Raw genomic sequence first — 15,045 nt, 5'->3', positions numbered from 1 at the left:
TCGCCGTCATTGCAAGCGAAGCGAAGCAATCCATGTCACCACACGCGGAGTTATGGATTGCTTCGTCGCTTTGCTCCTCGCAATGACGGTGGTTAGGCCGCCGCCTCGATCTCGACGACAATCCTCCCCGTCGTCACCTGCTCGCCTTCGGCGACGTCGATCGCCGACACCGTGCCCGCCACGCCGGCCGTGTGCACGTGCTCCATCTTCATCGCTTCCAGCGTCATCACGGGCTGGCCGGCGGCAACCTGGTCGCCCGGCTTGACCAGCACCGCGACGACGCGGCCGTTCATGGCGGCGCGGACCTTGCCGTCGCCATTGGCTCCTGTGGCGGCTTCAGGCGGCGCCAGCGTCAGGTCACGGACCGCGAGGGTGACGTCATGATTCAGGATATAGAGACGATCGCCGTCGCGCAGGAATTTCGCGCGCGCCATGAGACCATTGGTGCGATAGCGAATCGCGTCCGCGCCAAGGTCATCGATCTCGAAGCGATGCGCGCGCCCCCCGACGTCGGCGACATAGAAGCCGTCGCGCTCGCGCACGATCTCGACCTCGCGCAGGCCGCGGCCGAGATCGACACGCAATGCCAGCGGGAACGTCGCCGCGAGCGAGCGGCCGCTGCGCCAGGGCGGCGCGTGCGGATGGGTGACGTAGAGCAAGAGCGCCGCCAGCGCCACATCGGCGCTTTCGTTCGGGCGCGGCGCCAGCAGCTCATTGCGATGCGCCGGAATGAACGATGTCGTGGCCTCTCCGCGCGCAAATGCCTGGTGGCGCAGGCAGGAGATCAGGAAATCCTGGTTGGTGGTGACGCCGAAGGCTTCAACCTGCTCCAGCGCGACGATCAGCTTGCTCTGCGCCTCGCGCCGGTCGGCGCCATGGCTGATGATCTTGGCGATCATGGAGTCGTAGAACGGCGGGATTTCCGAGCCCGATTGCAGCGCGTGCTCGACGCGGACGCCTTCCGGCATCCGCCAGCGCGCCATCCTGCCGGATTGCGGCATGAAATCATGGGCCGCGTCTTCCGAGCACAGCCGCACCTCGATCGCGTGGCCGGAGAATGTGATGTCCTCCTGCTTCACGCCGAGCGGCTCACCACGGGCCACGCGCAACTGCAGTTCGACCAGGTCGAGCCCAGTGATCGCCTCGGTGACGGGATGCTCGACCTGCAGGCGCGTGTTCATCTCCATGAAGTAGAAATCGCCGCTGCCGTCGAGCAGGAATTCCAGCGTGCCGGCGCCCTCGTAGTGAAGCGCCTTCACCGCCTGGACCGCAACCGCGCCCATCCGCGCCCGCAACTCGGGCGACACCGCCGGCGACGGCGCCTCCTCGATCAGCTTCTGGTGCCTGCGCTGCACCGAGCAGTCGCGCTCCCCGAGATGGATGGCGTTGCCGTGACGGTCGCCGAACACCTGGATCTCGATGTGACGGGGATTAATGATCGCGCGCTCCAGGATGACCGTTGCATCGCCGAAGGCACCCTGCGCTTCCGAGCGCGCGCTGCGCAGCGCATCCGGGAACGACGCAGCGTCGGCAACCAGCCGCATGCCGCGGCCACCGCCGCCGGCGACCGCCTTGATCATCACGGGAAAGCCGATCTTCCTGGCTTCCGCCAGCATCACCTCGTCGCTCTGGTCGGCACCCTGATAGCCGGGCACGCAGGGCACACCGGCCTTCTGCATGATCTCTTTGGCACCGGCCTTGTTGCCCATCGCGCGGATCGCCTCCGGCGCGGGACCGATGAAGACGAGGCCGGCGTCGTGGCAAGCCTGCGCAAACTCCTCGTTCTCGGCGAGGAAGCCGTAGCCGGGATGCACGGCGCCGGCGCCGCTCGCCTTGGCCGCGGCGATGATCGCATCGATCTTGAGATAGGATTGCGACGGCAGCGCCTCGCCGATGCGCACCGCGTGATCGGCCTCGCGGACATGCAGCGCATCGCGGTCGGCATCGGAATAGACGGCGACCACGCCATAGCCGAGCCGCCGCGCGGTGCGCATGATCCGCAGCGCGATCTCGCCGCGATTGGCAATCAGGATCCGGTAGAACATCCCACCCCCGTCACTCGATCATGATCCGATTAGACGAAAATCGGATCATGATCTCATCTCTTTGCTTTGAGCATGATCTTTTCGGAAAACCGGTTTCCACTTTTCCGGATCATGCTCTAATCATGGCCGTGCCACAGAGAACTGCATGCGCTGGGGACTGCGCGCCTCCGCCTCGCGGCAGATCGCAAGCACCTCGCTGAGCACGCTGCGGGTGTCGCGCGGATCGATCACGCCGTCGTCGAGCACGCGCGCACTGGTGGAGAACACGTCCATCTGGCCGTCGAACACGCCGATGATCTCGGCCTTCATCGCATCCAGTTTCTCTTTCGGGACCGGCTTGCCGCGCCGCGCGGCGGCGGCTTCGGTGACGATCGCCATGGTCTCGGCGGCCTGCTCGCCGCCCATGACCGCGGTCTTGGCATTGGGCCAGGAGAAACAGAAGCGCGGATGGAAGCCGCGGCCGCACATGCCGTAATTGCCGGCACCGAACGAGGCGCCGCAGTAGATCGTGATCTGCGGCACCGTCGCCGAGGTCACCGCCTGGATCATCTTGGAGCCGTGCTTGATCATGCCGGCCTCTTCATAGGCTTTGCCCACCATGTAGCCGGTGGTGTTGTTCAGATAGAGCAGCGGCGTGCGCGACTGGCAGCAGGCCTGGATGAAATGCGTGGCCTTGTTGGCGCCGGCCGGGTCGAGCGGGCCGTTATTGGTGATGATGCCGATCGCCTGCCCCTCGATGCGGGCATGGCCGCAGATGGTGGCCGGGCCGTAATTGGCGCCGAACTCGGTGAAATCGGAATCGTCGACGAAACGCGCGATCGCCTGGCGCATGTCGACGGGACGCTTGTGGTCCATCGGCATGATGCCGAGCAATTCTTCCGCATCATAGCGCGGCGGCTTGAACGACGCGTTCGCGACCGTGCGCCGATCCCATTCGAGACCGGACATGATATCGCGCGCGATCCGGATGGCGTCGCGGTCGTCCTCGGCGAGGTAATCGCCGAGGCCGGAAATCGAGGTGTGCATCTCGGCGCCGCCGAGTTCCTCCTCGGTCGCGATCTCACCGGTTGCGGCTTTCAGCAGCGGCGGCCCGGCGAGAAAGGCGCGGGTGCGGCCGCGCACCATCACGATGTAATCGGAGAGCCCGGTCTGATAGGCCCCGCCGGCGGTGGACGAGCCATGCGTCACAGTCACGACCGGCAGGCCGGCGGCCGACAGCCGCGCCAGATTGCGAAAGATGTTGCCGCCCCTGACAAAGTCCTCGACGCGGTAGCGCAACAGATTGGCGCCGGCGCTTTCGACGAGCTGCACGTAAGGCAGCTTGTTCTCCAGCGCCAGTTCCTGCACCCGCAGCGTCTTGTCGAGGCCATAGGGCTGCAGCGCGCCGGCATCGATGCCCGCATCATTGGCGCTGACCATGCAGCGGATGCCGGAGACGAAGCCGATGCCGGCGATCAGCCCGCCACCCGGCACGCTCTTTTCGGCGTCGGCGACGTCGAACATGTAGCCGGCGAGCGTCGACAGTTCGAGGAAGGGCGAACCGGGATCGAGCACCAGCGCCACCCGCTCGCGCGGCAGGAGCTGCCCGCGCTTGTGGAAGCGGTCCTTTGCCGCGGCGGACGCCGCGCGGGTACGCTGTTCCAGCGCACGCATGCGGGAGACCAGCGCGAGCATGCCATCGCGATTGGCCTGGAACGCGGCGCCGGAGGGCGAGATGGTGTTTTCGATGATGGCCATGGGCTCAGCCCTCTCCGTCATTCCGGGGCGCCCCTCTTGGGGCTGGCCCGGAATCCATCGGGCCGCGGACGCTTGTGGAGAAATGGATTCCGGGCTCGCGCTTCGCGCGCCCCGGAATGACAGGAGTGTTCTTGGCCAGCATCACGCGCTTTTCGCTTCCGAGAAATGCTCACTATAGGCCTGCCGCAGTTCGACCTTGCGCAGCTTGCCGGTCGCCGTCATCGGCAGCTCCTCGAGAATACGCACCAGTTTCGGCACCTGGAAGCCGCCGAGATGCTTTCGGCAATGTTCGATGATCCCGGCTTCGTCGACCACGGCATTCGGCTTCAGTTTGACGAAGGCGGATACGGCCTCGCCCCATTGCGGATGCGGCAGGCCGACCACCGCCGCATTCTGCACGGCGGGGTGGGCGAGCAGCGTCTCCTCGATCTTCACCGAGGCGACGTTCTCACCGCCGGACTTGATCATATCCTTCTTGCGGTCGAGGAACAGCACCTCACCGCTCTCATCGATCAGCGCGAGGTCGCCGGTGTGGTGCCAGCCGAATTTGCGCGCCTCCTCGGTCGCCTTTGGGTCTTTGTAATAGCCCATCATCACATTCGGCCCGCGATGCACGAGTTCGCCGATCTCGCCGCGCGGCAGGAGGTTGCCGTTGTCATCCATGATCGCGGTCTCGTTGACGATCAGCGACTCGCCCCAGTAATTGCCGAAGCGATTGAGCTGCACCTCGGGCCGCGACATCGTGGTCGCCGGGTACATCTCGGTCTGGCCGCTGGAGAGCACGAAATTCGGGCAGAGCTCGGTGACCGCACGCTCCAGCAGCGGGCGGCCCATCGGCGCCATGGTGTAGATGCAGCAGCGCAAGCCGGAGAGATCGAACTCGCGACGACGCGGGTGATCGAGGATCGCCTGGTACATCAGCGACAGCCCGACGAACACGGTGAGCTTGTCGCGGACGATCGCCTCCATGCAGACCACGGGATCGAACCCGCGCATCAGCGCCATGCGGCCGCCGACCGAGAGATAGCTGAGCAGCAGCACATGGCCGGCGCAGTGGAACAGCGGGAACTGCCCGGTGATGCCGTCATCGCGCGAGAGCTGCATCTCGATGCAATTGCTCATCACGGCCATCACCACCGCGAGATGGCAGTGCATCGCGCCCTTCGGCCGCGAGGTCGTGCCCGAGGTGTAGATGATCATGGCCAGATCGCGATCGTTGATCTCGATCTCCGGCTCGATGTCGGACTGACCTTGGATAAGATCGTTGAAGTTCTCGAGGCCGGTCGCTGCGACTTTTCCGGCAAGATCGATCGCGACCATCTGAATGCCGCGCTGTTCCAGCGCCGCGCGCCGCTCCGCTTGCGCATGCAGATTGTCGTCGATCAGCGCAAAGCGGACCTCGGCATGGCCGAGGATGTAATCCATGTCGGCGGGACCGAGCATGGTGTTGATCGGCACCCAGACCAGGCCGGCGCGATGAATGCCGAACAGCGCTTTGACGAATTCGACCGAGTTGTTGCAGATCGTCGAGATTTTCTCGCCCGGCTTCAGGCCGCGCTGCACGAGATAGTTGGCAAAGCGGTTGGCGTCACGTTCGAGCTCGGTGAAGGTGACGCGACGCGCGCCGTCGGTGAGCGCGATCCGGCCAGGGAAACGCCGTGCCGCGCGCTTCAGGAGATCGCCGATCGCGATCCGCCCGATCTGCCCCGGGCCCGGCACGCCGCCGGTTGCTATGAGATTGTTCATTTTGATCCCTCCCCCTCGACCAACCGTCATTCCGGGGCATCGCGAAGCGATGAGCCCGGAATCCATTTCGCCGCGGACAATGCGGCCTGATGGATTCCGGGCTCGCGCTGCGCGCGCCCCGGAATGACGGGGCTCAGTGCCTCACCCCAAAAATCTGCCGCGCTTCCGCCGGGCTGGCGATTTCGCGCCCCGCCCTGCGGGCGCAGGCGGCGATCGCATCGATCAACTGGCCGTTGGATGTCACCTTGGTGCCATCAGCCAGATAGAAGGTGTCTTCCAATCCCGTGCGCAGGTGCCCGCCGAGATCGGCGGCGCGCTGATGCAGCGGCCAGATCTCGGCGCGGCCGATCGCTGTGACCTGCCAATGCGCGTCCGGCGCTTTCAGCTTCAACAGGATCGGCAGCAATTCCGGATCGGCCGGCATGCCGGAGGCGACGCCCATCACGAAATTGTATTCGAGCGGGCCGGAATACATGCCGGTCTGCCGGTACATGCCGACGCAGCGCACGATGCCGACGTCGAAACATTCGAATTCCGGAATCGTGCCGGCATCCTTCATGACGTCGAGATAGTCTTGCACTTTCTCGACCGCGTTATCGAACAGCATGGGCGGCCAGGCCCAGGTGTTGTCCGCCTTCACCTTCAGATAGTTCAGCGAGCCGGCGTTGCAGGCGGCGATCTCGGGCCTGGTTTCACGCACGCAATCGAGCGCGCCCTGGTAATTCGGGCCGGAGGTGCCGGTGGTGTGGTTGATGATGACGCCGGGGCACGCCTCGCGGATCGCCTGCTGGATCTCCTTGCTGACGCCGACCTCCCAGGACGGCAAGTGGCCCTTGCCGGGGGCCTGCTGGCGCAGATGGATATGCATGATGCTGGCGCCGGCGTCGAACGCAGCCCTGGCCTCGCGCGCCATCTGTTCCGGCGTCACCGGCACATTGTGCTGTTTTGGATCGGTCAGCACGCCGTTCAGCGCGCAGGTGATCACGGCCTTGTCACTCATGCATCCCGTCCAACGTATTTGAATGGCTCGATTTTTTGCATGATGCGGGATTTGGCCCGAGCCCTCTTGCGTTGACTGGCTAATGCCGCAACGGCAGGCCGATTGCCGCGGCACTAGCGCGCATGAAAAGTTTGCTCTGCATCAAACCGGCTGGCCGGGTCGGGGCTATGAGTTACCTGTACTTGCGGAGATGCAGACATGGCCTACAAAGACCTTCTCTTGACGCTCGCGAGCTACCCGGAAACGACGCCGCCATCGGCGATCGATCTGGCGACCGATTTCGCCGCCGCGATCGGCGCCAGGATCTCCGCGATCGCCTGTGAGATCCGGGTCGCGATACCCGGCAGCTTCCTGAGCCCGGCGCTGCTCGACGTTCCCGGCATCGCCGCCAGCGACGAAAAGAAATCACGCCTTCAAGCCGAGGCTTCGCTCGCGGCATTCCAGGCCGCCGCGGAAAAGCGCGGCGTGTTCGAGGAGCGCATCCTGGAGCGCGGCCTGACCTCCGAGCTGCGCGAGCTGTTGGTCGACTATGCGCGCCTTCGCGACCTCACTATCATCCCGGTTCAGGACGACGCGCTGTTCGGTGCCTGGAATGCCGAGCCGATCATTTTCGAATCCGGCCGCCCGGTCCTGCTGCTGCCGCAAACCAGCCGCAAGCCGTTTGTCCTGAATACGGCAACGGTGACCTGGGATTTCAGCCGTCCGGCCGCGCGGGCGGTTGCGGATGCGCTGCCGCTGCTCACGCAGGCCAAGCGCGTTCACATCGTGACGGTGACCAACGAGAAGCGCATCGACACCAAGCGGTCCGGTCCGGAACTTGCGAAACATCTCGCCCGCCACGGCGTCGAGGTGATCCTCGACACCGTCGACGCCGCGGGCCGCACGGTTGCGCATGCGCTGGAGGCCGCGCTGACGAGCCATGACAGCGATCTTCTGGTCATGGGCGCCTTCGGCCACTCCCGCTTCCGCCAATTCGTGCTCGGCGGCGCCACGCTCAGCATGATGTCGCACCCGCCCCTGCCCGTGCTGCTGTCGCATTGATGGCGGCAGCTGGCCTCGGTTCGGCCAGGTGGGGCGAATTTGTAGACGCCCTCTCCGTCATGGCCGGGCTTGTCCCGGCCATCCACGTGCTGGCGACGCCAAAGGAAGACGTGGATGCCCGGGACAAGCCCGGGCATGACGATTAGGGGACCACCACCTCCGTAAACGATCCGCTGCTGCGATAGATCGCCAGATCGCGCGAGCCGGAGAAGATCGCGCGCGGCTTCAGGCCATAGAAGCGGCGGATCGAGTGGCTGAAATGGGTGGAGTCGGGATAGCCGATGTCCTGCGCCAGATGGGCGAGGTTGATGTCCTGGTTGGCGAAATGCAAGAGATGCCGCGCCCGCTTCCAGGCCCGGAAGGAACGGAACGAGATCCCGGTCTCCTCCTTGAACAAATGCAGGAAGCGCGAGGGCGACAGCGAGGCATCCGTCGCGCAGTCCACCGCCGTCACCGGTTCGCCGGAGAACTTGCCGATGCGCGCGATCGCCCGCATCACGCGCGGATCGAGCGCACGCTGCGGTAACGCCTGGCCGAAACACATGATGTCGAACTCGGCGTTCGAGAGGTCGTCGCCATATTGCCGTCGTCCGAGCGCGGCGTAGGCGGCCCGAATGCGGTCGGCGAAGACTTGGCTCTCAGGACCCATCAACTGCTTGGCGAACAATTCGAGCGCGCCGACGCGGACGCTTTCGGGCTCGATGGCGACGCAGATCGCGGAACGATAGTCGCTCGCGATGGTATGGCGCAGGTTCGGCATGGTCACGACGAGGTCGCCATAGGCTTCCCGCCCGTCGCTGGTCGCGAGGTGCAGGCCGCCCCTGATCGCGACATAGACATGGAATGCGCCCGGACAGCGCTCGCGCGGCCGGCCGAGCAGTCCGGCGTAAAACACGCGCTCCGGCGTGATCAGCATCAGATGGCCGACTTCGCGGGCCAGATCGTCCATGGTGGTTCCTCCTCGCGCGGCTCTTTCGGCCGCTGCGGCGCCAACCATAGCCGAAATCTGGCTGAAGTCACCGTTACAAAGTGGTGGTCAGAGCCGCCGTCATTCCGGGGCGATGCGACGCATCGAACCCGGAATCTCGAGATTCCGGGTTCACGCTGCGCGTGCCCCGGAATGACAGAGCGCTACGGCCGCACCCGTGGCGCGACGTTTTGCTCCATGCCTGCCTTGCGTTCCGCAGCCACCGCCCGCTGGTATCCCTCGCGCTGCTGCAGCCTTGCCCAATAGGCTGAGACATTGGGACCGAAATCCTTACCGAGGCCGATATTGTCCGCGAGCCGGAGCGCATAGCCGATGGCAATGTCGGCGGCAGTGAAACGGTCGGCACACAGCGTCTCGGCCTTGCCGGTCGCTGCTTCGACCGCACGGAGGCGGCCGAGGAACCATTTCGCGTAATCGCCGGCGACCTGCGGATTGCGCCGCTCCTCCGGTTCGAGCTGGCTATAACGAAGCACCAGCGTCTGCGGAAAGGTCAGCGTGGCGTCGGAAAAATACATCCAGTTCAGGAAGGCGCCATAGGCCGGCTCGTCGGGCCCGACGATCAAAGGGGTCGGGCCGTATTTGGTACCAAGATAATGGCAGATGCCGGAGGACTCCGTCATCCGCGTCTCGCCATCGATCAGGAAGGGAATCGTGCCGAGCGGGTTGAGCGCGAGATAGTCCTTCGCGAACACGCGCGGCGGGAACGGCAGCATCTTGAGCTCGTATGGAAGCCCGAGCTCTTCCAGCATCCAGAGCGGCCGGAACGAACGCGCGGCGTCGCAGTGATAGAGCGTGATCATTGACTTCCCTTCTTCAGCCCTGGCAGCGTCCCCATCATCTTGCATAGCACCATCAGCATCACCTCGTCAGCGCCGCCGCCAATCGAGGTCAGGCGGCTGTCGCGATAGGCGCGGCTGACCGGGGTCTCGTTCATGAAGCCCATGCCGCCCCAGAACTGCAGGCAGGCGTCGGTGAGTTCGCGCCCGAGCCGACCCGCCTTCAGCTTGGCCATGGTGGCGAGCCGCGTGACGTCTTCGCCCGCGACCAGCGCCTCGCCCGCGCGATAGATCAGCGAACGCAACAGCTCGACCTCGGTCTGCAGTTCCGCGAGCTTGAAGTGCACCACCTGGTTGTCGAGGATCGTGCCGCCGAACGCTTTCCGGTTGCGGGTGTATTCGATCGTCTCGTTGATGATGAATTCATGCGCCTTCAGGCAGGCGGCCGCGCCCCACAGCCGCTCCTCCTGGAACTGGATCATCTGGTAGGTGAAACCCTTGCCTTCCTCGCCGATCCGGTTGCGCTTGGGCACCCGGACATTGTCGAAGAAGATCTGCGCGGTATCGGAGGAACGCATGCCCATCTTGTCGAGCTTTCGCGCGATGGTGACGCCCTTGCTCTTCATGGGAACGCAGATCAGCGACTTGTTGCGATGGACCTGGCCGTCGCTGGTGTTGGCGAGCAGGCAGATCCAGTCCGCCTGCGTGCCGTTGGTGATCCACATCTTGCCGCCATTGATGACGTAATCGTCGCCATCGGAACGCGCCTGCGTCTTGATCGAGGCGACGTCGGAGCCGGCGCCTGGCTCGGAAACGCCGACGCAGGCCACTTGATCGCCTGAGATCGCCGGCGCCAGAAACTCGCGCCGCACCTCGTCTGAGCCGAACCGCGCCAGCGCCGGCGTCGCCATATCCGTCTGCACCCCGATCGCCATCGGCACGCCGCCGCATCTGATAGCGCCGAGCTCCTCCGCCATCATCAGCGCATAGCTGTAGTCGAGCCCCTGGCCGCCGAATTGCTCCGGCTTGTTGAGGCCGAGAAAGCCGAGCGTGCCGAGCTTCTTGAACAGCTCATGCGCGGGGAAGATGCCGGCATCCTCCCATTCGTCAACGAAAGGATTGATCTCGGCCGCGATGAATTTCTGCAAGATGCGGCGTGGTTCGTCGTGGTCGGCGGTGAAGATCATTTTTTCTGCTTTCCTGGTCATTCCGGGGCGACGCGCAGCGTCGAACCCGGAATCTCGGCATTGTCGGACTCATCTCTAAATTCCGGGCTCGCGCTTTGCGCGCCCCGGAATGACGGCGGCGTGTGCTCTCACAATCCCATCTGGCGGCTGGCGAGGTCCTTCATGATCTCCTCGGTGCCGCCGCCGATGGCGTTGACCTTGACCTCGCGGTAGATGCGCTCGACCTTGACGCCGCGCATGAAGCCGGCGCCGCCGAAGATCTGCACCGCCTCCGAGGCGCAGAATGCCATGGTCTGGGTGGCCTGGTTCTTCATCATGCAGATCTCGGCGACCGGGCTTTCGCCCTGCTCCAGCCGCCAGGCCAGCATCTCCAGCATCGCCTGGGAGGCGGCGACCTTCTGCGCCATGTCGACGATCTTGTGGCGGATCACCTGGTGCTGGGCGATCGGCTTGCCGAAGGTCTTGCGCTCCTTGGCATAGGCAATGGCGTCCTCGACGCAGACGCGGGCATAGGCCGTGCAGCTCGCGGCCATGCCCATGCGCTCGCTGTTGAAATTCTGCATGATGATCTTGAAGCCCTGGCCCTCCTCGCCGATCAGGTTTCCGGCCGGCACCCGGCACTCGTCGAAATGCAGCGTCGCTGTATCCGACGCCCACCAGCCCATCTTCTTCAGCTTGGTCCGCGACAGGCCGGGCGTATCGCCTTCGATCAGCAGCAGGCTGACGCCGCCGGCACCTTCGCCGCCGGTGCGCACGGCGACCGTCAGATAATCGGCGCGCACGCCCGAGGTGATGAACGTCTTCTCGCCGCTGACGATATAATGATCGCCGTCGCGACGCGCCTTGGTGCGCAAGTTCGCGACATCGGAGCCTCCGCTCGGCTCAGTGATCGCGAGCGCGGAAATCTTCTCACCCCGCAGCACCTCCGGCAGCACGCGCGCCTTGACCTCGGGACGGGCGGCACGCGCGATCGGCGGCGAGCCGATGGTATGGCTCATCAGGCTCGACGAGACGCCGCCGGCGCCGGCCCGCGCCAGTTCCTGCGACGCCACGATCTTCATGAACTGGTCGGCGGGAATGCCGCCATATTCCTCCGGGAAGCCGAGCCCCAACAGCCCGATCTCGGAGGCCCTGCGATAGAGCTCGCGCGGAAACTCGCCCGCTTCGTCCCACTCATGGGCGTGGGGCTCGATCTCCTTTTGCACGAAGCGGCGCACCGCTTCGCGAAAGACCTCGTGCTCGCTGCCGTAGAATGGGCTCGCCATCCCCTTGCTCCATCGATTCTTCTGCCCGACGATGTCCGGAAATCGCCGCGCCAACTTGCGTCGAGTGGCTGCCGGCGGCGAATGCGCGCCCATCCAGCCCGGTTCCAGCCACTAAACGCAAGACAGGTTCCGGCCCCCGCCCGTCCACTGCAGCCTTGCGGATCACGATCAGGCGGCGCCAGACCGCCCAGCGTGGGAGGGAAATTTGCCGGTTCGTTACTACGACTGGATCGCCCATTACGGCCGGAGGACGCCCGACAAGGTTGCGATGGTGGATCTCGCCAGCGGCCGCCGTTTCACCTATGCGCAATCCGACAGGCGGATCTCGAGGCTCGCCGCGCATTTGCGCGACACGCTGAAGGTCGCGCGCGGCGACCGCGTCGCGGTGCTGGCGCTGAACACATCAGACACGCTGGAAGTGCAGTTCGCCTGCGGGCGGCTGGGCGCCGTGTTCCTGCCGCTCAACACCCGCCTCACCGTGCCTGAGCTGCAGTTCATCGTCGGCGACGCCTCGCCGAAAGTGATGATCCATGACGGCGACCTCGCCGAGACGGCGCTCAGTGTCGCCAGGCTCTGCAACGTGTCCTCGACGCTGCTGCTCGGCCCGGATGGCTCCTATGAAGCCGGCATCGCCTCCGCACAGCCGATCGAGAGCTTTGAGCCTGTCACGCTCGATGACATCTCGACCATCATGTACACCTCGGGCACGACAGGCCAGCCGAAGGGCGCCATCATCACCCACGGCATGACGTTCTTCAATTGCGTCAATCTCGGCGGCCTCGCCTATATCTCGCCGTCCTCGGTATTCCTCTGCGTGCTGCCGCTGTTCCACACCGGCGGGCTCAATTGCTACACCAATCCGGTGCTGCACGCCGGCGGCAACGTCTTGATCATGCGCAGCTTCGATCCCGGCGAGGCATTGCGGCTGATCAGTGATCCCACCGAGGGCATCAACGTCTTCTTCGGCGTGCCCGCGATCTACCAGTTCATGGCGCAGCATCCCTCATTTGCGAGCGCCGATTTCGGCCGGCTGATCATCGGCGGGGTCGGCGGCGCGCCGATGCCGGTGCCGCTGCTCAAGGTATGGGAAGCGCGCGGCGTGGCGCTGCAGCAGGGCTATGGCATGACCGAGACATCGCCCGCGGTAATGGCGCTCGACCGCGAGGACGCCGCGCGCAAAGCGGGCTCCGCCGGCAAGCCGGTGCTGCACACGGAAGTGCGGATCGTGCGCCCCGACGGCACCGACGCCGCGGTCGGCGAACTTGGCGAGCTCTGGGTCCGCGGCCCGAACATCACGCCGGGCTATTGGAACCGGCCCGACGCCAATGCCTCTTCCTTCACCGACGGCTGGCTGCACACGGGCGATGCGACGCGCATCGACGAGGAAGGCTTCTACTATATCGTCGACCGCTGGAAGGACATGTACATTTCCGGCGGCGAGAACGTCTATCCGGCCGAAGTCGAGAATGTGCTGCACCAGATCCCGGCCGTTTCCGAGGCTGCCGTGATCGGCATTCCCGATGAGCAATGGGGCGAGGTCGGCATGGCGATCGTCGCGGTCAAGCCGGGCGAGAGACTGACGCCGGCGGAGGTCCACGCGCATTGCGCGGCCAATCTGGCGCGCTTCAAATGCCCGCGCAGAATCGAATTCATCGAAGCGTTGCCGCGCAATGCGACCGGCAAGATCCACAAGCCGACGCTGCGCAAGCAATTCGCGGAATTAAAGCCGACCGATCTGGCGCAAGCTTCATGATATGATCCGGTGACAAGATTCGCCGCCGCCTGCCAGGTCCGGCGGCGATTTTTCGTGCGTTCGTCCTTAACCATAAAAAGCCGAGGAAACTGCTGTATGAAGAACAAGAAAATCGCCTTGCTTGCCGCCGTCGCGGCGCTTTCGCTGCTCTCTGCCCAGGGCGCGTTCGCGCAGAAGAAATACGACACCGGCGCCTCCGACACCGAGATCAGGATAGGCAATGTCGAGGCCTATAGCGGGCCGGCCTCGGCCTACGGCATCATCGGCAAGACCGAAGAAGCCTATTTCAAGATGATCAACGACCAGGGCGGCGTGAACGGCCGCAAGATCAACTGGATCTCCTATGACGACGGCTATTCGCCGCCGAAGACAGTGGAGCAGGTCCGCAAACTGATCGAGGGCGACGAGGTGTTCCTGGTGTTCAACGCGCTGGGCACGCCGACCCAGACCGCGGTGCAGAAATATCACAACGCCAAGAAGGTGCCGCAGCTCTTCCTCGCCACCGGCGCCAGCAAGTGGAACGACCCGAAGGATTTTCCCTGGACCATGGGTTTCCAGCCGAGCTACCGCGTCGAGGCCAGGATCTTCGCGAAATACATTCTCAAGACCAAGCCCAATGCCAAGGTCGCCATCTTCTATGCCAATGACGATTTCGGCAAAGACTATCTCGCTGGCATCAAGGAGATCTTCGGCGACAAGGCGTCCAGCCTGATCGTCGCCGAGGAAAGCTACGAGACCACCGAGCCCTCGATCGATTCCCACATCGTCAAGCTGAAGGGCACCGGCGCCGATGTCTTCGTCAACATCGCGACGCCGAAATTCGCGGCGCAGGCGATCAAGAAAATCGCCGAGCTGGACTGGAAGCCGATGCAGGTAATGACCGATGTCTCGATCTCGATCGGCGCGGTCATGAAGCCGGCAGGGCTGGAGGCCTCCGAAGGCGTGCTGTCGGCAGGTTACCTGAAGGATGCGTCCGATCCGCAGTGGAAGGACGACGAGGGCATGAAGAAGTTCATGGCCTTCATCGACAAATACATGCCGGGCGCCAACATCTCCGACGCCAACACCGTTTATGGCTACGCCGCAGCCCAGACGCTGGTGCAGGTGCTGAAACAGTGCGGCGACAATCTCACCCGCGAAAACGTGATGAAGCAGGCCGCAAGCCTGAAGGACTTCGCGCCGGATACGCTGATCCCCGGCATCAAGATCAGCACCGGCCCGAACGACTTCGCTCCGATCGAGCAGCTCAAGATGATGCGGTTCACCAAGGGGCAATGGGAATTGTTCGGCGACATCATCAGTGCCGAGACGGGCGGTTAGTCGGGTAGGGTCGAGGCGCTCCCTCTCCCGCTTGCGGGAGAGGGCCGGGGTGAGGGTGTCTCCACGATGAACACTCTTCGTATGGAGAGACCCCCCACCCGGCGCTTCGCGCCGACCTCCCTCGCAAGCGGGAGAGGTAAGTCGAGAGCTTGAGATCATGCTGACGGCTCCCCACTTCACCAGGTGG

Annotated in this window: 11 protein-coding genes; 3 read left to right on the top strand and 8 right to left on the bottom strand. The window is 64.5% G+C overall.

The genetic code is table 11. The features are described 5' to 3' along the window. Positions 1-92: 92 nt before the first annotated feature. From I6F35_RS00350 to I6F35_RS00335, 4 genes are all read right to left on the bottom strand, one after another. A complete protein-coding gene (locus tag I6F35_RS00350; RefSeq protein WP_225115649.1) occupies positions 93-2,045 on the bottom strand; it encodes an acetyl-CoA carboxylase biotin carboxylase subunit in 1,953 nt (650 codons plus the stop codon). A 120-nt stretch (positions 2,046-2,165) separates the two neighbouring features. After that, the gene (locus I6F35_RS00345; RefSeq protein ID WP_225115648.1) at positions 2,166-3,782 is read right to left on the bottom strand and encodes an acyl-CoA carboxylase subunit beta; all 1,617 of its coding nucleotides are present in this window, start codon (positions 3,780-3,782) and stop codon (positions 2,166-2,168) included. Positions 3,783-3,923: 141 nt separating this feature from the next. Further along, the gene (locus I6F35_RS00340; protein WP_225115647.1) at positions 3,924-5,528 is read right to left on the bottom strand and encodes an AMP-binding protein; all 1,605 of its coding nucleotides are present in this window, start codon (positions 5,526-5,528) and stop codon (positions 3,924-3,926) included. Between the two features lie 133 nt (positions 5,529-5,661). Further along, positions 5,662-6,528: a 3-keto-5-aminohexanoate cleavage protein gene (locus tag I6F35_RS00335; protein WP_225115646.1), complete on the bottom strand. Its 867-nt coding sequence runs from the start codon at positions 6,526-6,528 to the stop codon at positions 5,662-5,664. A gap of 198 nt (positions 6,529-6,726) precedes the next feature. Here I6F35_RS00335 and I6F35_RS00330 point away from each other — a divergent pair, with 198 nt between their 5' ends. Then, positions 6,727-7,569 (top strand): universal stress protein, encoded by an 843-nt coding sequence (locus tag I6F35_RS00330; protein ID WP_225115645.1) that lies wholly within the window; start codon positions 6,727-6,729, stop codon positions 7,567-7,569. Between the two features lie 142 nt (positions 7,570-7,711). Here the strand turns inward: I6F35_RS00330 and I6F35_RS00325 are convergent, their stop codons facing one another. The 4 genes from I6F35_RS00325 to I6F35_RS00310 form a co-directional block, all read right to left on the bottom strand. Beyond that, positions 7,712-8,518 carry a helix-turn-helix domain-containing protein gene (locus tag I6F35_RS00325; protein ID WP_225115644.1) on the bottom strand — a complete coding sequence of 269 codons (807 nt, stop codon included), beginning with the start codon at positions 8,516-8,518 and terminating at the stop codon, positions 7,712-7,714. A 182-nt stretch (positions 8,519-8,700) separates the two neighbouring features. Further along, positions 8,701-9,357: a glutathione S-transferase family protein gene (locus tag I6F35_RS00320; RefSeq protein WP_225115643.1), complete on the bottom strand. Its 657-nt coding sequence runs from the start codon at positions 9,355-9,357 to the stop codon at positions 8,701-8,703. Further along, entirely contained in the window at positions 9,354-10,520 is a 1,167-nt protein-coding gene (locus I6F35_RS00315) for an acyl-CoA dehydrogenase family protein (RefSeq protein ID WP_225115642.1), read from the bottom strand. The genes I6F35_RS00320 and I6F35_RS00315 overlap by 4 nt, the downstream gene beginning before the upstream one ends. Before the next feature lie 128 nt (positions 10,521-10,648). Continuing rightward, entirely contained in the window at positions 10,649-11,785 is a 1,137-nt protein-coding gene (locus tag I6F35_RS00310) for an acyl-CoA dehydrogenase family protein (protein ID WP_225115641.1), read from the bottom strand. Between the two features lie 205 nt (positions 11,786-11,990). Here I6F35_RS00310 and I6F35_RS00305 point away from each other — a divergent pair, with 205 nt between their 5' ends. Further along, positions 11,991-13,538, top strand: coding sequence for a long-chain fatty acid--CoA ligase (locus I6F35_RS00305; protein ID WP_225115640.1), 1,548 nt, complete (start codon positions 11,991-11,993; stop codon positions 13,536-13,538). 96 nt (positions 13,539-13,634) lie between these two features. After that, positions 13,635-14,858 carry an ABC transporter substrate-binding protein gene (locus I6F35_RS00300; RefSeq protein ID WP_225115639.1) on the top strand — a complete coding sequence of 408 codons (1,224 nt, stop codon included), beginning with the start codon at positions 13,635-13,637 and terminating at the stop codon, positions 14,856-14,858. Positions 14,859-15,045: the final 187 nt, after the last annotated feature.

It is taken from the genome of Bradyrhizobium sp. BRP22, assembly GCF_020194175.1.
GTDB lineage: Bacteria > Pseudomonadota > Alphaproteobacteria > Rhizobiales > Xanthobacteraceae > Bradyrhizobium.
This window is presented reverse-complemented; position numbering and strand designations above follow the sequence as displayed.

Coding starts and splice junctions, on each gene's coding strand:
- I6F35_RS00310 (WP_225115641.1), bottom strand. CDS start 11,785: ATGGCGAGCCCATTCTACGGCAGCGAGCACGAGGTCTTTCGCGAAGCG.
- I6F35_RS00325 (WP_225115644.1), bottom strand. CDS start 8,518: ATGGACGATCTGGCCCGCGAAGTCGGCCATCTGATGCTGATCACGCCG.
- I6F35_RS00330 (WP_225115645.1), top strand. CDS start 6,727: ATGGCCTACAAAGACCTTCTCTTGACGCTCGCGAGCTACCCGGAAACG.
- I6F35_RS00345 (WP_225115648.1), bottom strand. CDS start 3,782: ATGGCCATCATCGAAAACACCATCTCGCCCTCCGGCGCCGCGTTCCAG.
- I6F35_RS00350 (WP_225115649.1), bottom strand. CDS start 2,045: ATGTTCTACCGGATCCTGATTGCCAATCGCGGCGAGATCGCGCTGCGG.
- I6F35_RS00320 (WP_225115643.1), bottom strand. CDS start 9,357: ATGATCACGCTCTATCACTGCGACGCCGCGCGTTCGTTCCGGCCGCTC.
- I6F35_RS00335 (WP_225115646.1), bottom strand. CDS start 6,528: ATGAGTGACAAGGCCGTGATCACCTGCGCGCTGAACGGCGTGCTGACC.
- I6F35_RS00340 (WP_225115647.1), bottom strand. CDS start 5,528: ATGAACAATCTCATAGCAACCGGCGGCGTGCCGGGCCCGGGGCAGATC.
- I6F35_RS00315 (WP_225115642.1), bottom strand. CDS start 10,520: ATGATCTTCACCGCCGACCACGACGAACCACGCCGCATCTTGCAGAAA.
- I6F35_RS00300 (WP_225115639.1), top strand. CDS start 13,635: ATGAAGAACAAGAAAATCGCCTTGCTTGCCGCCGTCGCGGCGCTTTCG.